Origin of the sequence: Thalassospira profundimaris (genome assembly GCF_003326675.1) — a bacterium.
GTDB lineage: Bacteria > Pseudomonadota > Alphaproteobacteria > Rhodospirillales > Thalassospiraceae > Thalassospira > Thalassospira aquimaris.
Genome location: NZ_JPWF01000004.1, coordinates 165,457 through 186,277 on the forward strand (window position 1 = coordinate 165,457; position 20,821 = coordinate 186,277).

At 54.4% G+C, this 20,821-nt stretch carries 18 protein-coding genes; 15 read left to right on the forward strand and 3 right to left on the reverse strand.

Annotated elements, in window-relative coordinates:
• Window positions 1–33 precede the first annotated feature (33 nt).
• From TH19_RS07365 to TH19_RS07390, 6 genes are all read left to right on the forward strand, one after another.
• Window positions 34–1,074: a sensor histidine kinase gene (locus TH19_RS07365; RefSeq protein WP_114101701.1), complete on the forward strand. Its 1,041-nt coding sequence runs from the start codon at window positions 34–36 to the stop codon at window positions 1,072–1,074.
• Window positions 1,075–1,079: 5 nt separating this feature from the next.
• The gene (locus TH19_RS07370; RefSeq protein WP_114101702.1) at window positions 1,080–3,527 is read left to right on the forward strand and encodes a two-component system response regulator; all 2,448 of its coding nucleotides are present in this window, start codon (window positions 1,080–1,082) and stop codon (window positions 3,525–3,527) included.
• 159 nt (window positions 3,528–3,686) lie between these two features.
• Window positions 3,687–5,762 (forward strand): methyl-accepting chemotaxis protein, encoded by a 2,076-nt coding sequence (locus tag TH19_RS07375; protein WP_114101703.1) that lies wholly within the window; start codon window positions 3,687–3,689, stop codon window positions 5,760–5,762.
• 142 nt (window positions 5,763–5,904) lie between these two features.
• Window positions 5,905–6,318 carry an MAPEG family protein gene (locus tag TH19_RS07380; protein WP_114101704.1) on the forward strand — a complete coding sequence of 138 codons (414 nt, stop codon included), beginning with the start codon at window positions 5,905–5,907 and terminating at the stop codon, window positions 6,316–6,318.
• A complete protein-coding gene (locus TH19_RS07385) occupies window positions 6,315–6,758 on the forward strand; it encodes a DUF1801 domain-containing protein (RefSeq protein ID WP_181846348.1) in 444 nt (147 codons plus the stop codon). Before TH19_RS07380 ends, TH19_RS07385 begins: the two co-directional genes overlap by 4 nt.
• Window positions 6,759–6,878: 120 nt before the next feature.
• Entirely contained in the window at window positions 6,879–8,939 is a 2,061-nt protein-coding gene (locus tag TH19_RS07390) for a methyl-accepting chemotaxis protein (protein WP_181846349.1), read from the forward strand.
• An 81-nt stretch (window positions 8,940–9,020) separates the two neighbouring features.
• On the opposite strand, the gene TH19_RS07395 is transcribed toward TH19_RS07390, so the two are convergent.
• Window positions 9,021–9,473: a MarR family winged helix-turn-helix transcriptional regulator gene (locus TH19_RS07395; RefSeq protein WP_114101865.1), complete on the reverse strand. Its 453-nt coding sequence runs from the start codon at window positions 9,471–9,473 to the stop codon at window positions 9,021–9,023.
• A gap of 365 nt (window positions 9,474–9,838) precedes the next feature.
• Between TH19_RS07395 and TH19_RS07400 the strand changes: the two genes are divergently transcribed.
• The 5 genes from TH19_RS07400 (at window position 9,839) to TH19_RS07420 (ending at window position 13,097) form a co-directional block, all read left to right on the forward strand.
• Window positions 9,839–10,882, forward strand: coding sequence for an alpha/beta hydrolase (locus TH19_RS07400; RefSeq protein ID WP_114101706.1), 1,044 nt, complete (start codon window positions 9,839–9,841; stop codon window positions 10,880–10,882).
• A 135-nt stretch (window positions 10,883–11,017) separates the two neighbouring features.
• A complete protein-coding gene (locus tag TH19_RS07405; RefSeq protein ID WP_114101866.1) occupies window positions 11,018–11,443 on the forward strand; it encodes an organic hydroperoxide resistance protein in 426 nt (141 codons plus the stop codon).
• Between the two features lie 183 nt (window positions 11,444–11,626).
• Window positions 11,627–11,923, forward strand: coding sequence for a putative quinol monooxygenase (locus TH19_RS07410; protein WP_114101707.1), 297 nt, complete (start codon window positions 11,627–11,629; stop codon window positions 11,921–11,923).
• Window positions 11,924–11,943: 20 nt separating this feature from the next.
• Window positions 11,944–12,378, forward strand: coding sequence for a YqaA family protein (locus TH19_RS07415; protein ID WP_114101708.1), 435 nt, complete (start codon window positions 11,944–11,946; stop codon window positions 12,376–12,378).
• Window positions 12,379–12,497: 119 nt separating this feature from the next.
• Window positions 12,498–13,097, forward strand: coding sequence for a LysE family translocator (locus TH19_RS07420; protein WP_114101709.1), 600 nt, complete (start codon window positions 12,498–12,500; stop codon window positions 13,095–13,097).
• A gap of 30 nt (window positions 13,098–13,127) precedes the next feature.
• On the opposite strand, the gene TH19_RS07425 is transcribed toward TH19_RS07420, so the two are convergent.
• Both TH19_RS07425 and TH19_RS07430 read right to left on the reverse strand, forming a co-directional pair.
• Complete coding sequence (locus tag TH19_RS07425) at window positions 13,128–13,847, reverse strand: hypothetical protein (RefSeq protein ID WP_114101710.1); 720 nt, start codon at window positions 13,845–13,847, stop codon at window positions 13,128–13,130.
• 35 nt (window positions 13,848–13,882) lie between these two features.
• Entirely contained in the window at window positions 13,883–14,707 is an 825-nt protein-coding gene (locus TH19_RS07430) for an AraC family transcriptional regulator (protein WP_258547859.1), read from the reverse strand.
• A gap of 162 nt (window positions 14,708–14,869) precedes the next feature.
• Between TH19_RS07430 and TH19_RS07435 the strand changes: the two genes are divergently transcribed.
• From TH19_RS07435 to TH19_RS07450, 4 genes are all read left to right on the forward strand, one after another.
• The gene (locus TH19_RS07435; protein ID WP_147250728.1) at window positions 14,870–15,646 is read left to right on the forward strand and encodes a hypothetical protein; all 777 of its coding nucleotides are present in this window, start codon (window positions 14,870–14,872) and stop codon (window positions 15,644–15,646) included.
• Between the two features lie 58 nt (window positions 15,647–15,704).
• Complete coding sequence (locus TH19_RS07440; protein WP_114101868.1) at window positions 15,705–18,479, forward strand: ATP-dependent DNA helicase; 2,775 nt, start codon at window positions 15,705–15,707, stop codon at window positions 18,477–18,479.
• 82 nt (window positions 18,480–18,561) lie between these two features.
• On the forward strand, window positions 18,562–19,011 hold the full coding sequence (locus TH19_RS07445; RefSeq protein WP_147250729.1) for a DUF2946 domain-containing protein: 450 nt from the start codon (window positions 18,562–18,564) through the stop codon (window positions 19,009–19,011).
• Between the two features lie 142 nt (window positions 19,012–19,153).
• A complete protein-coding gene (locus tag TH19_RS07450; RefSeq protein WP_114101713.1) occupies window positions 19,154–20,530 on the forward strand; it encodes a PepSY-associated TM helix domain-containing protein in 1,377 nt (458 codons plus the stop codon).
• The last annotated feature ends 291 nt before the right edge of the window (window positions 20,531–20,821 follow it).

Consider the following 20,821-nt stretch of genomic DNA (forward strand, 5'->3'; position numbering starts at 1 on the left):
AATGAGGGCCACCAATTGGTGCCACATGACCATATGACACAGTCAGCAATGGACGATATTCCGTCAGATAGCGCCGACCAAAGGTTCGAGCGCGTGGTCGAATATGCGCCAAACGCCATGATCCTGATCAGTGCCAGCGGCCTGATGGAAATGGTCAATGCCCAGACAGAGATCATTTTTGGCTATGCCCGGTCCGAATTGCTGGGTCAACCGATTGAAATGCTGGTTCCCGAACGGTTCCGCAAAGGTCATCCCGGTTTACGCGGATCATTTTCGCAAAATCCCAACCCCCGCCCGATGGGGCCGGGACGCGATTTGTTTGCCTTGCGCAAGGATGGCAGCGAGTTTCCCGTGGAAATCGGCCTCAACCCGATATCAAGCGGGGATCGTCATCAAATCCTTGCCGCAATTTCCGATATTTCCGAACGCAAGCACCGTGAACAACAGATCGCCCGGTCCTTGCGCGAAAAGGAAACCCTGCTTTCCGAGGTCCATCACCGGGTCAAAAACAACCTTCAGATTGTCCACAGTCTTCTGGATATGCAAACCGCCTCGGTCGAAGACCGGCAGGCACGTGACGCCCTGATTGACAGTTGCAACCGTGTCCGGTCGATGGCGCAAATCCACCAGTCACTTTATCAAAGCGAAGATATCGCCAAGGTCAATTTCGCCAATTTCTGCGAAGGCCTGATTTCGTCGCTGTTTGCCGCCTATAATGTCGATATCGAACGTATCAAGGTCGTCACCGATCTGGCCGAGGTCGAACTTGCCATTGATCAGGCCGTGCCATGCGGGCTGATTGCCAACGAGCTGATTTCAAACGCCCTTAAGCACGCTTTCCCAAATGGTCACGGTGGCGAGGTCCGGGTTTCAACCCGCATGACCGACAATAACAGCGTTGAACTTCGCGTTTCGGATACCGGGCGCGGCATGCCCGAAGATTTTAAAATGTCAGGCAATAATGGCCTTGGCCTGCAACTGATTGAATTGCTGGTCGATCAGATCGGCGGCAGCCTGATCATCGACACCTCGGAAGATACCTCGTTCATCATCAAATTCACTTTGGGGAACTGACAGGGATGCTTCATCCGGTTCACATCATGATTGTCGAGGATGAGCGCATCATTGCCTTGCATCTGCGCAAACAACTCGAACGTCTGGGATATGAACGGACCAGCGTTCATACAGCAGGATATGATGCGCTGAAGGCCATCGAACGTGACCCGCCAGACATCATTTTGATGGATATCCGCATTGATGGCGACATTGACGGTATTGAAACCGCGGCTGGAATTCCGCCGCATCTGATGATTCCGGTGATTTATCTGTCGGCGCATTCCGAGGACGCCACCCTTGCGCGTGCGCAAAAGACCCGTCCATACGGCTTCCTGATCAAACCGTTTTCCGAACGCGAACTGCACGCCACCATCCAGATGGCACTTGAACGCCGGATTGCCGAACTGGCATTACGCGACACCCAGCAACGCCTGTCACTTGCCATGACAGCAGCACAAATGAGCTGCTGGGAAATCGATGTTGCCACCCGCCAGATGCAGCGCACCGGTTTGGGCAGCTTCAGCCATCTGCAGGAAACCGAAACCGTCACGGAAAGCTGGGACGATTTCCTTGAACGCGTTGCCCCCGAAGACCGGGCAATGGTGCGCAAGGCCTTTACATACGCCATTCATAACGGCGAATTTTACGACATTGTGTTTCGCACCATCGATGAAGAACGCGGATATCGGTGGCTGCGCGCGCGGGGCAAACTGTTCCCCGGCGACCGCAATGCCACCATGCGCATCATCGGCATGACCCAGGACATCACCGATCAACGCCACACCCAGGACAAACTGCGCGAAGCCATGGCGGTCTACGAGACCACCCAGGACGGCATTCTTATTCTTGATCCGAACCTTAAGATCACCAATGCCAACAAGGCCTATTACCGGATCACCGGCACCATGCCGCAAAGCACCCTGCAACATCCGCCCTATTTCCTGGCCCCCGAAGAACTGGCATCCGAACAATATCGGGAAATGTATCAGGTGCTGCATAACCACCGCCACTGGCACAAGGATATCGATTGCAACAGCGCCCAGGGAAGCCCGATTTCCCTGTCGACCCAGATCATCGGGGTCGAGGACGATAACGGCTTGCTGACCCACTATGTGGCAATTGTTTCTGACCGCACGGCCATCCGCCAGGCCGAGCAGGAATTGCATTATCTTGCCCAATATGACGGCCTGACCAGCCTGCCCAACCGGCTTTTGGCGACCGACCGCCTTAACCGCGCGATTGAACGGTGCGAACCGCGTGGCTCCATTGTTGCTTGTCTGTTTCTGGATATTGATGATTTCAAGAACATCAATGACACCCTTGGTCATGCGGCGGGGGATCAGGTCATCCTGATTGCCTCGACGCGGATCAAGGCCGTAACGGATCGCACCGACACCATTTCGCGTTTGGGCGGGGATGAATTCCTGATCATTCGCGAAAACATGCAAAGCGAAACCGCCGCTGCAAGCCTTGCCAACAAGATCATTCAGGAACTTGAACGGCCATTTTACATTGTCGGCCATGAAATGACCCTGTCGGCAAGTATCGGCATCTCGCTTTATCCCAATCACGCATCTTCGCCACAGGATCTGATCCGGCTGGCCGATACCGCCATGTATGCCGCCAAGGATCGCGGCAGGCGGACCTATGCGTTCTATGAGTCAGAAATGACCGAGAACGCCACCCACTACATGACCCGGTCGCTTGAACTGCGTCGCGGCCTTGAAAACAATGAACTGGTCTTGCATTACCAGCCGCAAATAGATGCCAAAACCGAACAGATGATCGGGGTCGAGGCCCTTTTACGCTGGAACCATCCCAAACACGGCTTGCTGGGACCGATGGAAATCATCCCGATTGCCGAGCAAAGCGGCCTGATCGTTGAAATCGGCAACTGGGTCATCCGCGAGGCCTGCACACAAGCCCGCACATGGCAGGACGAATTTGGCGAAAAGATCCGCGTTGCCGTCAATGTGTCGGCGCGGCAAATGCAATCATCGGGCTTTGCCGATACGGTTCAGCACGAACTGGCCCTGTCGGGCCTTCCGGCAGAATTCCTTGAACTTGAAGTCACCGAAAGCATGATCCAGGACGAGGATGCCATGATCCAGACCCTGCATGATCTGCGCGAAGTTGGCGTATCGCTGACCATTGATGATTTTGGCACCGGCTATTCGTGCCTGCGATCTATCAAAAGCCTGCCGATCAAGCGGCTTAAGATCGACCGGGCCTTCATTAAGGGCATTCCCGATAACAGCGACGATGTCGCCTTGGTTGATGCCATGCTTGCCATGGCCGGATCACTTGGCTTGCAAGTTACCGCCGAAGGTGTCGAAACGCGTCAACAGCACGCCTATCTTCGCAATATCGATGGCATGGAATTGCAGGGCTTCCTGTTTAGCAAACCCGTCCCGGCGGATGAAATTTTTGTACGCAAGGATAGCGCTGCAAAATTTCACAAATCCGTCTGATGCTAATATAGCGCCATCCCCGATACTATCCGTCCTATTACTTCCGGTTAGGTAACCGGACGCGTCCTATTTGTAATGTTACATGCAAGTTATTGAATTGGCGGTTGGTATAGCCATATGCGCTATATACCCCAAAGCATAGGTCGGAAGGACGGCTGAATGAATTTCTCTACCCTGTCGCTTGGCGCCAAGCTTACGCTTGTCAGCGCCTTTGCCATTGCAATCTGCCTGATTGGCGGCATTTCCCTGCAAACCATTCAGACCTCCAACACAACCGAACAACTGACCGTCGGCGAAGCCCGCGGCGTTGCCAGACATCACGCAGAACAGGCCGGACGCGTTTTGAACAGCGGGATGGCGGTTGCCAAAAATCTGGCCGGGGCATTTCGTGCCGTCCGCGAACAAAAGGGGGCGGATCGCGCGGCCTATAACGAAATCCTCAACCGTACGCTGGTCGATAACCCGTCATTGGCAGGCGCCTGGTCGGGGTTCGAGCCCAACGCCCTTGATGGCAAGGATGCCGATTACAAATCCGAAGGCGAACCGTTTGGCGACGGCACCGGCCAGTATGTCACCTACTATTACAATTTCGGCGAAGGCATTATTCCCTATCACCTGACCGGTCTTGATAACCCAGAGGTCAATGAGTATTACACCACCCCGCGCGACACCAATAAACCCTATGTCACCGATGCCATTACCTATGACATTCAGGGACGCGATGTTGTTCTGACCTCGTTTGTCTATCCGGTTCAGGACAAGTCGGGCAAATTCCTGGGTGTTCTGGGGGTTGATCTTGAACTGAATGCCCTGTCTGAACGCTTTGCCCAACTGACCCCGTTTGGCACCGGCACGGTCAACCTTGTCTCGGCACAAGGCACATGGGTTGCCCACGAAAATCCCGATGTTCGCGGCACCAAACTTGATTCCGGCAATCCGGTTCAGGCGGCCATTCTTGAAACCATGAAAAGTGGCGAACCGCGCCGTGTTGATGACGATACAACAATGCATATGATTGTCCCGGTCGAGATTGCCGGATACCCCAATCAGTGGGGCGTGGTCGTTAATGTGCCGCTGGCAACCGTGTTTGCCCCGGCCAATGATCTGCGCAACACCACACTGATTGGCGGCGTTATCCTGCTTGTGATTGTGATTGCAGTTGTGCTGCTTGCCACCAATGCCATGGTGCGCCGTCCGATGACGTCGGTTGCCGGGGTGATTGATCATCTGCAAAAGGGCAATTTCGCGGTACAGGTGCCGTATCTGGAACGCCATGACGAAATCGGGGCCATCGCCAAGGCACTTGAATCCTTCAAGGAAGCATCTGCGCGGATGCAACAGGCCGAACGCGAAAAGCTCGAAGCCGAACAACGCGCAAGCGAAGAACGCAATCGCACCCGCCTGCAAATGGCCGACGAGTTCGAGAAATCGGTTGGTTCGATCGTGAATAATGTCTCTGACAGTGCCGGAAACATGGAAAAGGTTTCCCGCCAGATGCGCCGTGCCGCCGACCAGGGCTCGGAACAGGCGGTCGTCGTTGCCGCTGCCGCCGACGAGGCCAGTGCCAATGTGCAAACCGTTGCCTCCGCGACCGAGGAACTGTCGGCCTCTATTCAGGAAATCAGCTCCCAGGTGGCAAAATCGTCCGATATTTCCAACACCGCGGTAGAAGAAGCATCGCGGGCCAACACCATGATCACCGGACTGGCCGAGGCCGCCGTGCGCATTGGCGAAGTCGTCAGCCTGATCAACGATATCGCCGCCCAGACCAACCTTCTGGCCCTGAATGCCACGATTGAAGCCGCCCGTGCAGGCGAAGCAGGCAAAGGATTTGCCGTCGTCGCGCAAGAAGTCAAAAATCTTGCCAACCAGACCGCCAAAGCCACCGACGAAATTGCCCAGCAAATCGGATCGATCCAGTCCGAAACCCAAAATACGGTGGGCGCAATTGAACGGGTGACCGAAACGATTTCAAGCATCAATGAAATCGCCACCGCCATTGCATCGGCGGTCGAGCAGCAGGGTGCCGCCACCGCCGAGATTTCCGGCAACGTTCAGCAGGCAGCCGCGGGCACAAACGAGGTATCATCGTCCATCGGGATCGTGCGCAATACATCGCAGGAAACCGGCGAAGCGGCATCCAACGTACAGGTCGGCGCAACCCGACTGGCCGAAGAGGCCCGCAATCTTGATACCCAGGTCAAAAACTTCCTGGATCGGCTTCGCAATATCTAAACGCCGAAACGCTGCCTTCATCACAAAAACCTTAATGACGACATCCATCACGGGTGTCGTCATTTTGTTGATAGCAACACCGTTCGGTGGTTGAATTACCTGTGCCACGACAACCTTGCGCCCTTATTCAAGGAATATGCCCATGTTGCCACTTCCTGTTACCACCGTGACCGTTGCGATCTTTGCCCTGATGTTGTCGGTGCTGAGCCTTGCCGTTTCATTTCGTCGGCGCGACTTGAATCTGGCAATCGGGGACGGGGATGACCGCATCTTGCGCCGTCGCATCCGCACGCATGGCAACTTTATCGAAAATGCCCCGCTATGTGCGCTGGTGGTTTTGGCAGTTGAATCCATTCTGGCAACGTCGGACATGGTCTGGGTTGTCGCCGGTCTTTTGATCGCTGCGCGCGTATTGCACGTGATCGGCACGTTCCAGCGTATGAACAAACGCCTTGTTGCCCCGGCCATGGTCATTCAACACACCACCATGGTGATTTGCGGCGTCTGGCTGTTGATCCAGACCTATCACAATGTCACGGGCGGCATGATGTCATGACCGATCCGGTCACACAGTCAAACGTCCCTGCCAAACTTGCCACCTATCCCCTCCCCGCCCGCAAGATGCTTGATCAGATCCGAAACTGGGTGTTTGATCTTGCAGCCGGGATGAAGGATGTTGGTGATCTTGATGAAAGCCTGAAATGGGGCGAACCGGCATGGCGACCAAAATCCGGGTCCGGAACCACCATTCGCGCCGACTGGAAATCAAAGACACCCGATCAGGTGATGATCTTTTTTGACTGCAAAACCGATCTGATTGATCGAACAAGAAGCCTTTTGTCAGACCAACTGACCTGCGAAGGCAACCGGGCTATTATCCTGCCGATTGATCACCCCATGCCCGAAGGCGCGATCAAGACCGCCCTTGGCTGGGCGCTGCGATACCACATCGACCGGACAATCGCGCCAAAACAACCCCAAATTACAACACCTTAACACAGACACGCCTTTTAGTCCTCAAATGAGGATACCTGCGGTACCCTTGATCCTGTTTAATTCACATCAGTGAACCACAGTCTTTCTGTGATATGGACAGTTTGATCGGGGGCTATGAACATGAAAAGTGTGATTGCAAAACTGCGTATCTCTCATCGTTTGTATGGGTTGGTTGCAATTTTGGTGATTTTCATCGGTGTTCTTGGTGGCATCGGGGTCTATACGATGGCGGTCATCGGCAATGAACTTGAAGAAGTCGCGCACCGTGACCTTCCGCTTAATGTCATGCTTGAAAAGATCACCCAGCATCAGCTTGAACAAGCCATCCTGATGGAAAAGGCTTTGCGGATCGCCAATATCGATGCCCATGACAAAACCGACACCTTTGCGTCCGTTCGCGCACATTTCGAAGAAGTCGCGCACAAAACGGATGAAGAAATCACCATGGCGCGCAATATGGCGGAACGTTTTCTTGCTGCCGATATCAGTAACACCGCCCGGGCCGAGTTCGAACACGTCCTCGATGCGCTGAACCGTATTGAACAGCAACATCTGGATTACGAGCGTCACATCGCACAGGTCTTTGATCAGGCTCAGTCAGGTATTCAGGATTCCGCCGCCCTCGAAGCAGCCGTCATAGAGGTTGATGCCAATCAGGAAGTTCTGAACCATGAAGTCGAAGCCCTGCTGCGTGAAGTATCGGCTTTTACCATGCATTCAATGGAAAGTGCCCTTGCCGACGAACAACGCGGAAAGGTTTTGATTGCGGTACTTTCAAGTGCAGCAACCCTTCTGGCCGTCGCGTTGTCATTCCTTCTGGGGCGCAGTATTTCTGTTCCGATGAAGAACCTGACAACGGCACTTGGGGCGCTTGCCGATGGCAAGCTTGAAACACCAATCCCCAAAAGCCGCTTCAAGGATGAAGTCGCCGAGATCGCAGATGCCATGGTGGTATTCCAGGCCAACATGATCCGGGCACGCGATCTTGAGGAAAAACAGAAAAAGCTCGAAGCCATCCAGAAACAGCGCCAGAATGAACGCAACCATCTGGTCAGTGTGTTCGGTTCCTCGATCGGGGCGGTCTTTGCCCGCATCCTTGAAAGCTCCGAAGACATGGTGTCGCGTGCGACCAACGTCAAAGACAATTCCGGTCAGACCCATGATCTGGCGATTTCGGTTGCCTCCGAGGCAGAAGAATCATCGAGCAACGCCAGTGCACTTGGTTCTGCCGTCGAGGAAATGGTTGCATCAATTGCGGAAATCTCGTCGCACATCGCGAACTTCACCGAGGTATCGCGCAATGCGGTTCGTCATTCCAATGCATCGCGCGAAGAAATGCATAACCTGCAATCTGTGGCCCAGGAAATCGGTCAGGTGGTGGAACTGATTTCCGCCATCGCACAACAGACAAACATGTTGTCGCTGAACGCCACCATCGAGGCCGCCCGTGCCGGTGAAATGGGCAAGGGGTTTGCGGTTGTTGCCGGTGAAGTCAAATCACTGGCCAACCAGACTGCCAAGGCGACCGAGGAAATCTCCAACCGGGTTGCACGTATTCAGGAAGTCGCGGCACGTTCGGCATCGGCCATTGGCGATGTTGGCACCGTAATTGACAGTATTGACGAATATGTCACCGGCATCGCCGGTGCCGTTGAAGAACAAAATGTCGCCACCCGGGAAATCGCGCGCAGTGTCGCCTTTGTTTCCGAAAGTGCAACCCGCGTTTCGCACAATGTATCGAACATCCAAGGCCAGGCCCATGATGTCAGCGGCAACGCGACCGAGGTTCACACGGTTGCCCACACCACCGCTGGCGAAGCCGCCCTGCTTAGCCGCGAGGTCGATACTTTCCTTGCGGCGGTTCAAAGCGCTGACATCAATGACGATACCTATACAAGTTACGACATAGATGCCCGGGCGCAGATTGCGTTTAAAGGGACAAATATCAACGTGCGTCTTTCGGAAGTATCCTGTGCACATGTGGTCACCAGCCCTGCCGTCGATATCCGGGCTGGCGAAATGGTCGAACTTGTCATTGATGGAATTGCCACCCCGATCGGCGCACGCGTTGCCCGCCACGAGGACGGGCGCAGTATCCTGCAATTCCCGCTCGATGCCCGGCATCTGGCAACCATGCGCAACCATCTGGCCGTTCTTGTCAAACCGGTCAAAGCCGCCTGAACAAAAAAGGGGACAGCCCGCCAGCTGCCCCCTTTTTGCTTTTGTCCTGACAGGGCACCAAATTCACCCCGGTCACCAGATTTACTTTGCCCCGGCCGCCAATGTATCGCGCATTGCCTGCAAATCATGGTTCAGGCGCTTGGCCGTTTCAAGATCAAGGCCGGTGGCCTCCAGAATGCAGGGCGGTACTTCGCGGGCCTTTTCGCGCAATTTCTTGCCCGCCTCGGTCAGGCTGATCCGCACGGATCGCTCATCCTTGGGATCGCGCCTGCGCATGACAAGATCACTGGCTTCAAGGCGTTTCAGCAACGGGGTCAGTGTGCTTGATTCAAGATACATCTTTTCCCCGATGCTGCTGACCGACTGATCATCTTCCTGCCACAGCGTAACCATCACCAGATATTGCGGATAGGTCAGGCCAAGCTCGTCAAGCAGCGGCTTATAGATACGGTTAAAGGCATGAGTTGCAGAATAAACCGAAAAGCACAGAAACTTTTCGAGCTGCAAAAAGTCTTGTTCAGATGTGTTTTCCATCGGTTCATCCTGTTCTTTACGGGGTGACAACAGGTCTTTGACCGGCCATCACGACTTGTTTTCAGATATAGTGCATCAGGGTTCCGGTCAAATACCAGTGGCGAATTTCTGTCACATCACCAATCCAACCCATTAATTCCAAAGCATTTTTCCCGTTTCAGACCGACAGGGTGAAACGGGATATCCAGCAGACTTTTGGAATCAAGGCCAGAAACAATATATCGCACGCGATACAACAACAAGCGATTTAATTGCATAGCCGCTATCTCCATTTTTATATCGTGCACGATTTAATTGTATGCGATACATAATTCAACGAAACGACATACCGCCCGGTCACCGGGCCACATCAAAGGAACAGACCCATGAGCCCATTCAAATCCAAAGTTGCCGCTGCTGCTTTTTCTGGTGCACTGGCAATCTCGACCGCGATTGCATCCTCGGCTGCCTTTGCTGAGCCGGTTCTCGAACCTGCAACCCGGAACTTCATCAACGTTCTCGAAGCATCCGGTGGCCCGGCGATTTATACCCTGACACCTGACGAGGCCCGCAATGTTCTGGCCGGTGCCCAGTCTGGCGAAATTGCCAAACCGGCTGTTGATATCACCGATACGGTCTTTGCCGTCGGCCCGACCGGTCAGACAAATGTTCGCATCATCCGCCCTGCGGGCAATCAGGAACGTCTTCCGGTGATTGTGTATTTCCACGGGGCCGGCTGGGTGATGGGGGATACAGGAACCCATGACCGTCTGGTTCGCGAACTGGCCGTTCGTGCCAATGCCGCCCTGGTCTTTGTTGATTACGAACGTTCGCCCGAACACCGGTATCCGGTCGCCATCGAACAGGATTATGCCGTCACCAAATATGTGGCCGAACATGCCGAACAGCTGAATGTCGATCCGACCCGCCTTGCGATCGCCGGCGACAGTGTCGGGGGGAATATGACCGCAGTCGTGTCGCTTCTGGCACAGGAACGCAAAGGCCCGGCGATCACCGCACAGGTCCTGTTCTATCCGGTAACCGATGCGAACTTTGACAATGGCTCCTACACGACCTTTGCCAATGGACCGTGGTTGACCAAACCGGCCATGGAATGGTTCTGGAACCAGTACCTGCCCGAAGGCACGGATCGTACCGACCCGAAAGTGACACCGATCCACGCAACCCGTGACCAGCTTGCCGGTCAGGCCCCTGCCCTTGTCATCACCGCGGAAAACGATGTTCTGCGCGACGAAGGCGAAGACTATGCCCGTAAACTTTCACAGGCTGGCGTTGATGTTACTGTCACCCGCTATAACGGCACGATCCACGACTTTGTGATGCTTAATGCCCTTGCCGATACTCCGGCTGCCAAAGGCGCGATCGCCCAGGCCGGTCAGTACCTGCACACCGCCCTTCACGGGAACTGATCACAAAACTTTCACACTCTCTTTCGGGTAGGCGCGGTTGCGCCTGCCCACCCCCGGCGACATATGCAACATAATGCTTTGCGCAGCCGGGTAGTCACCAAGACCGAACACATGTTCAAACAAAGGATGAAAACCATGTCTGTAGATGTCAAATACACTGCCCAAGCTTCTGCAACCGGTGGCCGCGATGGTCGCGCCAAAACGGCTGATGGCTCGCTCGATGTCAAATTGACCACCCCGAAAGAACTTGGCGGTGCAGGTGGCGAAGGTAACAACCCCGAACAGCTGTTTGCCATGGGCTATTCCGCCTGCTTCATCGGTGCAATGAAATTCGTCTCCTCGCAGGGCGGCCCGAAAGTTCCGGCTGATGTTTCTGTCACCGCCGATGTCGGCATCGGCCCGCGCTCTGCCGGTGGTTTTGGCCTTGCTGTTACCCTGACCATTTCGCTTCCGGGTCTTGATAAGGCCGAAGCAGAAAAACTGGTCGAAGAAGCTCACAAGATCTGCCCGTATTCGAACGCAACCCGCGGCAATGTCGACGTGACGTCGGTTATCGCCTGATCAAAGCTCCCCCCTGCTGATCGGCTGCCCCCCGTTGGCTGATTGGCGTTGCAAGGCCCGGTGTTACCCCGCACCGGGCCTTTTCTTTGTTTTCGCCCGCATTACGCAATTAACTGTTGCCCCATGCCAATCGGTTGCCGATGATCCGCGGCAACGAAAACAAATTGAAATCAGGAAACATCAATGTCCAGCCAGCTTACCCTTGTTGTCTATTCGCGCGCCAAACCGGGCATGGAAGAAGAACTTGGCAAACGTCTTTTGACCCTTGTTGAACCATCCCGCGCCGAGGAAGGCTGCATCAGCTACGACATCCATCAATCCAACGACGATCCCGCGGTGTGGATGGCCTATGAAAACTGGCGCTCGGAAAATGACCTTGCCCTGCATTTCACCATGCCGTATTTGCGCGCCTTTGCCGATCGCAAGGATGAAGTCCTTGCCGAGCCGCTTGATATCCGCAAATTTTCGATCAAGTCGTAACACTGGACGGACAATCGCCCGTGCTTTTCGCCCTTTTTCTTTCGGCCCTGACATCCGCCACCATTCTGCCCGGCACCTCAGAGGCCACATTGGGCGCAATGGTGGCCGCGGGCGATCATGCGATCTGGCTTCTGGTCGCCATTGCGACGCTTGGCAATGTGCTGGGATCGATCATCAACTGGGGCCTTGGTCTTTATATCGACCGGTTTAAGGATCGCCGCTGGTTTCCTGTGTCGCCCGATGCGCTGGACCGGGCATCGAACTGGTTTGGCAAATACGGGCTTTGGTCGCTTTTGCTCGCCTGGCTTCCGATCATTGGCGATCCGCTGACCCTGTTTGCGGGCGTCATGCGCGTTCGCTTTATCCCGTTTCTGATCCTTGTCACCATCGGCAAGGCGGCGCGCTATGCGATGATTGCCGGTGGTGCCTCGGCATTGGCCGCGATGTTTGGCTGATCCTTTTCGCCCGCGTCAGAGCAATATCGTTCAATAATTCCCACCCCAATCTGGTCATTGTTCCTCCATAACGCGCGGCTGCCCCGAAACTGCCGCGCCAGACCAAGGAACGCCCGGAAATGACCGCCACGCTCAGTCTTTATCTTTCCATGGCAAGTTTTGCGCTTGCCGCCTCGATCACGCCCGGACCAGTCAACATTCTGGTGCTGAGTTCCGGTGTGCAATACGGTTTTCGCCCCTCGCTTCGCCTTGTATTTGGGGCAACGTCCGGGTTCTGTTTGCTGTTGCTTCTGATCGGGCTTGGCCTGCATCAATTGCTTGAAACCTTCCCGCAACTGACCACCGTCATCCAATGGGCCGGTGTCGCCTTTTTGCTGTTCATGGCCTGGAAGCTGTTTTCATCAAATGGCGAATTGGGCAAGGGCGATGCGGGCAAAGGCCCCTCGGTCTTTACCGGGGCCATCATGCAATGGGTCAATCCCAAGGCCTGGCTGGCCTCCATCGCCGGGATGGGTGCCTATGCCGCGTCCGGCGCACCGACCCTGATCTGGGAATTTACCGCGATCTATTTTGTCGTCTGTTTTGCGTCTGTCGCCTGCTGGGCCTATGCCGGGGCCTTTTTATCGCGCTTTTTGGGCGATCCCGCCCGCATCCGTATCTTTAACCGGGTGATGGCGGCCCTGCTGGCGGCAAGTGCGATCTATCTGATTTTGGGCTGATTAAATTTTGCGAGAGAAGAGTTAACAATGTCACTCTACTCCATAAAGCAAACCTAATTTTCTTTCCTCTTGCTCAGTAGAAGCAGAAATTTTCTCTATTGAATCAATCAATCTGCTGATCGCTTGGGTACACCGCAGCTCAAGACTCTTCACTTCCCTGTCCGTATCTGGGAGGTGAACGGCTAGAGTGTTATCAAACAGACTGCGAATTTCCTCAAGCAACACCACTTTAAAACTACGAATTTCCGCTGGAGTTTCAATCGCATTCATAGCTGCAACAACTCTCAAACGGAAAGGCTTTTCATCAAAGTCTTTCAAAATTTCCTTTACCGCACGACCACGTTCCTGATTGGTTTTTTGATTATCTTTACAGGCATGGACAATTCTGCCTGATAAAATCTCCAATTCTTTTTCGAACCACTTTGAATATTCCCTAAGTTCAATGCACTTATCAAGACGATCAATCACAATTCTCTTTTTTTGGTCGTTCAATATCTTTGCTTGATAAGCCATTTGCTCTTTCGTTGACTTGAGCATCGCATTGATTTGTTGCTTGCTTGCTATCAACACAAGGAAGCCACCAGACAAGCCAAATAATCCGGCAGACATAGTCTCCCACTCAAACGTCCTTAGCCAATTGCAAGAAGCTTTAGCACACCCTGATACGACGGCAGGTTCAATCACTCCCAAAACTACACTTGCGCCTGCGAAGGCGAAGGAAACACCGAATGGCAACCAATAAACTAACATTCCGCCCTCCCAAAAAATGCTTGAATTTCTTTACACTATGCCGCTTGCACGCGGGCATATTGGCGCGGGGTGGTTGCCATCAGGCGTTTGAACATGCGCTGGAAATGCGCCTGATCGGCAAAGCCGGTTTCAAGGGCGACATCAACGATCTTTTCCCCGCGCCTAAGCGCATGACGGGCGCGCTGAATACGGCAATTGATCAAATAGGCATAGGGCGTCATGCCAAAGGTCTTTTTAAAGGCCCGCACCAGATAGGACCGTGAATAACCCGCCTGTCTGGCCAGATCATCCAGACTGATATTTTCATCAAAATGGGTGCGAATATAATCGCCTACCCGGATCATCTTGCGATCTGCCACCGCGCCGATGCCACCATCAAGATCACCGCGCAGATTAAGCTGCACATGCAAATCCCCAAAGAACGACACCATCGCCGTTTCCTTGCCCAACACATCGATATCGGGATTGATCAGCGTATCGGCCAGATCGGAAAGACCGCCATAAAGATGCGGGTTGTGGCTGAGTGTGTCGGAAAACATCGCAAATTTTCCCGCCGCATCGGCATCAATTTCGATCTGCAAATCAACAAGCCATTCGGGATCAATAAACAGCATGTCATAGCACCAGTCCGCACCCTCGACCGGGTTGCAGCCATGCACATCCTCGGGGTTCAGAATAACCACTGATCCCGCCTGCGTTTCATGGGTTTTGCCCCGGTTCCAATAGGTGCTGTGACCACCATTCACCGTGCCGATGGAAAAGGTATCGTGGCTGTGACGCTCGTAACAAACCGCCCGCCCGTCCGCCACACGCCGAAGCTCGACAAACGGCAATGCGTCGTCGCGCCAGAAATGTTGCATAGATCTAATCATGTTCGTGCTTTTCATTTAATTGGCGCACGTATCTCACAGAGACATTTACAAATAATCCATAGAACTAGTTCAACCTAACCGGGAAAATCGGCTAAAGTTCGAATTATCTCTGCGAACCAGTCGCTGGCATAAGAAAAAGGAACGACAAAAATGCGCAAACGTCAATCTACGTCTGTTCTTCAAACAGCATTGTCCGCCTTCCTAGGCGGAATTATCACGCTATTTTTCGTTCTTACCATGAATATACTACCTGAACTTGATGTAAAAATTGAGCAATGGGACTCAAAAATCGCAACATTGTATGGCTGGCAAACTCTCGCAGGAGCATTTTTAGCTCTATTAGCTGCTGTAGCTACTGTTGCTGTCATAAACATCCAAACTCGATCTGCGAGGAAGAATTTTGAAAAAAGTGTTGAGAATGCAGCAAGAAAATCACGGGCATTTCTGCCTTTAGCTGCAACAGAAATCATCGAATACTCAAATACATTAATAACAGAGATGGAGAATATGGGACAACACGTGCTTTCACATGCGGAAAATACGACATACACAAACGTGCGATCTCACAATTTTCCTGATTTACCAAATGAAGCAATTTCACGTTTTGCCAACGCTACTGAACACGAACAGTCTCCATATATTCAGGAAGTTCTAGCCAACACAATCAGAGCTCTTCAGTTTCAAAGAGCTAGAATAACAAGATACATTTCCCAAAACAAAGTAGGAAACTCAGATATAGAAAGCAATATAAAGGTCTCTTTAAAAATCATTGCAATGTGCCACGAGATTTTCAAGCACTCTGACAAGAACTATTGGGATTTTAACAAACGAGAAAAAATAAATGATGCGTTATCCACCTCAACTATCAGCGGGCACGGTGTTAACTTGCAGAATATTATTGACTGGATTGCCTCTCTCAAGAACTGAAAATTTTATCTAATTTCCCCAGTAGCGCCACCGCACGCACGACCCTATAGTGCCCCAAATGTTCGATGATCGTTCCGAAGAGTCCCAGCCGCGTTTCAACCCGCCCAATGCGCCCGTTATGGTCGTTGGATTGCGGCATGCTGTGTTTCTGTCGCCCGATGGCGAGATCGAGGAACTTCCGCACGGGGCCGCGGCCAAGCGTGCCCGCGCAACGCGGCCCATTCTGGTCCATACCCCGGCCTGTGCGCGGCGGCTGAAAATTGATCCGTTTGCCGCCCATGATCTTTTGGAACTGTTTGCCTTTGTCCGTCCGGCGCAGTTTTGCGTGCCGACGCCGCGTGGCATTGCGCTTGCCACCGGGCAAAAGCCCGCCGATGACCTGATTGGTCAGGCCGAGGCCCTTGCAGAAGCCATGAAGCGGCTTTTGCAGGAACTTGCCACCCTTCATCGCAACAAGCGCGGCCCGGCTCTTTCGATTGCATGGCCGATGGCACGCGGGCATTGGCCGTGGGGTGTTTCGGTTCTGGCCGCCCTTGGCGCGGATGGCGATGGCCCGCATCGCTACGCGGTGTATGAAGGGCTTAAAGTCTGGAAAAAGCTTGGCGAATGGGCCGAACATGCCCCGCCACCGCCGCCCGCCAACTATCCGGTTGATCCCAAAGATGCCCGCAAGCGCCTGAAAGAACTTCTGGGCGAAGGGGCCGAGGAACGCCCGCAACAGGCCGATTATGCATCGTCCGTCTGTTCGGCCTTTGGCCCGCGCCTTCATGATGGTGCGCCCAATATCGTTCTTGCCGAGGCCGGAACAGGCACCGGCAAGACGCTGGGCTATGTCGCACCGGCATCGCTTTGGGCACAGAAAAATGACGGGGCGGTATGGATTTCGACCTATACCCGCAACCTGCAACGCCAGATCGATCAGGAACTGGATCGCCTGTATGACGATCCCAAGGACAAGCGCCTTAAGGCCGTGGTGCGCAAGGGGCGCGAAAACTATTTCTGTCTTTTGAACTTCGAAGAAGCGCAAAGGCCGCTGGCCCAGCAACCGCATCAGGCCACCCCGCTGGGTCTGATTGCGCGCTGGGCATCGACCACCCGCGATGGCGATATGGTCGGTGGGGATTTCCCCGCCTGGCTGACCGAACTTTTGGGCAATCGTTTTACCGGGGCGCTGGCCGATCAGCGCGGCGAATGCATCTATGCCGCCTGCCCGCATTATTCGAAATGCTTTATCGAAAAGACCGTGCGCCGCGCCCGTTCGGCCGAGATCGTGGTGGCCAACCACGCCCTTGTCATGGTGCAGGCCGCCTTGGGCGGGCTTGATGACAGTTCGATGCCGACCCGCTACGTCTTTGACGAAGGACACCATCTGTTTGATGCCGCCGACAAGGCATTTTCATCCCACTTGACCGGACAGGAAGGGCAGGAATTGCGCCGCTGGTTGCTGGGGGCAGAGCAAAAAGGATCATCGCGTGCGCGTGGCCTGAAGCAGCGGCTTGAAACCCTGATCCATGATCGCGATGAATTGCGTGATGCGGTCAATGCCGTGATTGTTGCCGCCCAATGCCTGCCCGAACAGGGATGGCTTGGCCGTATTCACGACGGATCGCAACATGCCAAGGGCCCGGCAGAGGTCTTTTTGGCCCATGTGCGGGCACAGGTGATGGCACGGTCCGCCGATGGGGATCGCGGTTATTCCATCGAAACCGATTGCAAACCAACCGTGACCGAGGTGCTTGCAAGTGCCGCCGATCTTGATCGCGCACTTGAAGCGATGGAAAAACCGGCCAAGTCGCTTATCAAGATCATCGCCCATATGCTTGATGAAAAGGCCGACGAGCTTGACAGTGCCGAACGGCAGCGCCTTGATGCCGCCATCCGGTCGCTTGAACGCCGTGCGATCATGCAGGTCGCCGCATGGCGAGAAATGCTGGCATCTCTGGTCGAAGAAACGCCCAAGAACTTTGTCGACTGGTTTGCCATTGAACGCCAGTTTGGCCGGGATTTTGATGTGGGCATGCACCGCCATTATCTTGACCCGACCCTGCCCCTGACATTGGCGCTGGCCCCGACCGCGCATGGCATGGTGGTGACGTCCGCCACCCTTCGCGATGGCACCGGGGACGAAGAATTTGACTGGGCCGTGGCCGAGGACCGCACGGGGGCGGCCCATATGCCGCTTCCCGCCGTTCGGGCGGCGATGAAAAGTCCCTATAACTACCGCGAACAGACCCGTGTCTTTATCGTCAATGATCTGGGCCGCGATAACCCGGACCATATTGCCGCGGCCTATCGCGAACTGTTTTTGGCGTCCGGTGGCGGCGCGCTTGGCCTTTTCACCGCGATTTCGCGATTGCGCGCAATTTATGATCGCCTGACCGGGCCGATGGATGATGCCGGCCTGCAATTGCTGGCCCAACATATTGACGGCATGGATGTTTCGACCCTGATCGACATTTTCCGGGTTGAACGTGATGCCTGCCTGCTGGGTACGGATGCGGTGCGTGACGGGGTGGATGTGCCGGGTGACAGTTTGCGCCTGATCGTGTTTGATCGCGTGCCCTGGCCGCGCCCCGACATCCTGCACCGTGCGCGCAAATCGGCATTCCACGGCGCACGGTATGACGACATGCTGACGCGGTTGCGGATGAAGCAGGCCTTTGGCCGCCTTGTCCGTCGCGCCGAGGATCGCGGTGTGTTTGTCCTGCTTGATAACCGTATGCCGTCACGGCTTCTGGGGGCCTTCCCCGACGATGTCGAAGTCCAGCGTGTCGGCCTGCGCGAAGCGATTGAACAGACCAAAGAGTTTCTGGGCAACAAGTCGCAACCGTAATGCACATCACCCGCAAGGCTTTGACAGCGGCCTTCAAACCTCATAAACAGCATCAAGGTAAATTCTTGATGGAACGCGATACGTGCGACGCTGCTGGCACATCAGTCTGATCTGCAAACGGTGCCTTTTGGCGCTGGTCAGCGTCTTTTTCCTCGCCAATAGCCTGATGTTCGGCTTCATGCACATTCCGCTGGCCAAGGCCAACGGGGCGTCGCTGGCCTCCATGATGGATGGCGTGGTCCGTATTCCGATTGTGATTTGTACCGGCTCCACCTTCAAAACCATTCTGGTCCGCGCCGACGGCCTGCCCGATGAACCGGGCCAAAATGCCGATATGCCCGACGGCTATGAATGTGCGCTTTGCGGTTTGGGCAATTATGCCTTTGGCCTTCCGGTGACCCCGGAATTACCGCAACTGACCACAATTGAACTTAGCAACGCTGTCACCGCCCTTCACATCACGGCGACAATGCATGGCTTTTGTGCCATTGCGCCGTCGCCGCGTGCCCCGCCTGCTGTTTCTGTCCTGTGATCAAGCACGCCTGAGAAAACGCAAATGACATGACCTGAACAACGGGTCGTGACGTTTTCCGGTCTGCTTTTCCTGAAAATCCAAGTGCCTTTACCGGGTCGACAAGGTTTCGACCGGGAATGCACGCATCTGGACAAGAAACATGACCAAGAATTCCCAATCTCCTGAAAATCAGGGGAATACAAGCCTGTATCGTGCCGTCTGGCGCTGGCATTTCTATGCCGGTCTTTTGATCCTGCCCTTCATGATCCTGATGGCGGTTACGGGGGCGGCCTATATTTATCGTGATGAAATCGACGACTGGTATCACGCCGACCTTAAATTTGTTGAGGCATCAAACAGCGCCCCCCTTCCCATGAGTTCCCAGATCGACGCGGCCCTTCTTGCCGTTCCGGGTAATCCGGTCAAGGTTCTGCCGCCCGCCGATCCAACGCGCAGCACCGAGATCGTCATTGCCGCCGATGCCGGCGGACGGCAGGCCGTCTATGTTGATCCCTATCGCGGGGAAGTGCTTGGCTATATGCCTGATCGCACGACATTGATGTGGGTGGTTCGGCGTATCCACAGTCTGGCCGAGTTTGGCACCATCCCGAACTACCTGATTGAAATCGCATCGGGCTGGGCCATCCTGCTTGTGCTGACCGGCACCTATTTGTGGTGGCCGCGTGGTGATCAAAAAGGCGGTGTTGTCACACTGCGCGATACGCCCAAACGCCGCCGCTGGTGGCGTGATGCCCATGCGGTGACCGGCATTTTTATTGGCATTTTCATCATCTTCATGGCCGGAACCGGCATGTTCTGGTCGGTATTCTGGGGCAAATATGCCAACGAATTTGCCAATGGCACGCCAAATGGCTATCCGTCCGGTGTGCGGGTTGACGTGCCGCTTTCAACCATCCCGATGATCGAGGCCTTTGGTGAAACAAGCTGGACCAATGAAAATATCCCGCTGCCGCAATCTGTTGATGGCGGGAATGGCCAAACTGCAAATCCGGGCCCGATTGGCATTGATCGTGCGATTTCGACTTTTGATGAAATGGGTCTGACACCGGGCTATGCCATCTCGCTTCCGCGTGGAGAAACCGGCGTTTATTCTGCCTCGATCTATCCCGATGACCTGTCCCTGCAACGGGTCATTCACCTTGATCAATATTCCGGAAGATCTCTGATCGACATGGGATATGACGATTACGGTCCCTTTGGCAAGATCATGGAATTTGGCATCAATGTTCACATGGGCCAGGAATTTGGCATCGCCAACCAGATCCTATTGCTGGTGATCTGTGCCCTGATCATTTTCATGTGTGTATCTGCGGGCGTGATGTGGTGGAAACGCCGCCCCGCTGGCGCCCTTGGTGTCCCGCCGATGCCGCGTGATACCCGCAACCTTACGGTCGTCACCATCATCCTTGCCATTGGCGGCATCATCTATCCGATGGTCGGCGCATCCATGATCGTGATCTGGCTGCTTGATTACCTGTTTGTCATGCGATGGCAAAAAGTCCCATCCACCGCATAAATCAAAATCGTCAAAAACGCGGCCCGTATCTTTCGGGTCGCGTTTCGACAACCCGCACTCTAAGGGTAAAGCGTTTTTTCATGGAGCACGCCACGACGAAACACTCACACGTTTGTGGATGAAACAGGTCTTTGGTCATCCAAGGCACCGAAGATCGCTGCATGTTTGTCCTACTTTATAACCAGAGTCATCCCGACTTCTCGGTGCTTTTCTCGGAGACGTCGAAGTTTAATACGTTGTGTTACGAGAGCCGATTGCCCCAGACGAGTATTTTTAGCACCTCACCAGAGG

What these genes read in the sequence shown, in the direction of transcription:
- TH19_RS07365 (WP_114101701.1), top strand. Translation starts at nt 34, where the DNA reads ATGACACAGTCAGCAATGGACGATATTCCGTCAGATAGCGCCGACCAA.
- TH19_RS07370 (WP_114101702.1), top strand. Translation starts at nt 1,080, where the DNA reads ATGCTTCATCCGGTTCACATCATGATTGTCGAGGATGAGCGCATCATT.
- TH19_RS07375 (WP_114101703.1), top strand. Translation starts at nt 3,687, where the DNA reads ATGAATTTCTCTACCCTGTCGCTTGGCGCCAAGCTTACGCTTGTCAGC.
- TH19_RS07380 (WP_114101704.1), top strand. Translation starts at nt 5,905, where the DNA reads ATGTTGCCACTTCCTGTTACCACCGTGACCGTTGCGATCTTTGCCCTG.
- TH19_RS07385 (WP_181846348.1), top strand. Translation starts at nt 6,315, where the DNA reads ATGACCGATCCGGTCACACAGTCAAACGTCCCTGCCAAACTTGCCACC.
- TH19_RS07390 (WP_181846349.1), top strand. Translation starts at nt 6,879, where the DNA reads ATGAAAAGTGTGATTGCAAAACTGCGTATCTCTCATCGTTTGTATGGG.
- TH19_RS07395 (WP_114101865.1), bottom strand. Translation starts at nt 9,473, where the DNA reads ATGGAAAACACATCTGAACAAGACTTTTTGCAGCTCGAAAAGTTTCTG.
- TH19_RS07400 (WP_114101706.1), top strand. Translation starts at nt 9,839, where the DNA reads ATGAGCCCATTCAAATCCAAAGTTGCCGCTGCTGCTTTTTCTGGTGCA.
- TH19_RS07405 (WP_114101866.1), top strand. Translation starts at nt 11,018, where the DNA reads ATGTCTGTAGATGTCAAATACACTGCCCAAGCTTCTGCAACCGGTGGC.
- TH19_RS07410 (WP_114101707.1), top strand. Translation starts at nt 11,627, where the DNA reads ATGTCCAGCCAGCTTACCCTTGTTGTCTATTCGCGCGCCAAACCGGGC.
- TH19_RS07420 (WP_114101709.1), top strand. Translation starts at nt 12,498, where the DNA reads ATGACCGCCACGCTCAGTCTTTATCTTTCCATGGCAAGTTTTGCGCTT.
- TH19_RS07425 (WP_114101710.1), bottom strand. Translation starts at nt 13,847, where the DNA reads ATGTTAGTTTATTGGTTGCCATTCGGTGTTTCCTTCGCCTTCGCAGGC.
- TH19_RS07430 (WP_258547859.1), bottom strand. Translation starts at nt 14,707, where the DNA reads ATGCAACATTTCTGGCGCGACGACGCATTGCCGTTTGTCGAGCTTCGG.
- TH19_RS07435 (WP_147250728.1), top strand. Translation starts at nt 14,870, where the DNA reads ATGCGCAAACGTCAATCTACGTCTGTTCTTCAAACAGCATTGTCCGCC.
- TH19_RS07440 (WP_114101868.1), top strand. Translation starts at nt 15,705, where the DNA reads ATGTTCGATGATCGTTCCGAAGAGTCCCAGCCGCGTTTCAACCCGCCC.
- TH19_RS07450 (WP_114101713.1), top strand. Translation starts at nt 19,154, where the DNA reads ATGACCAAGAATTCCCAATCTCCTGAAAATCAGGGGAATACAAGCCTG.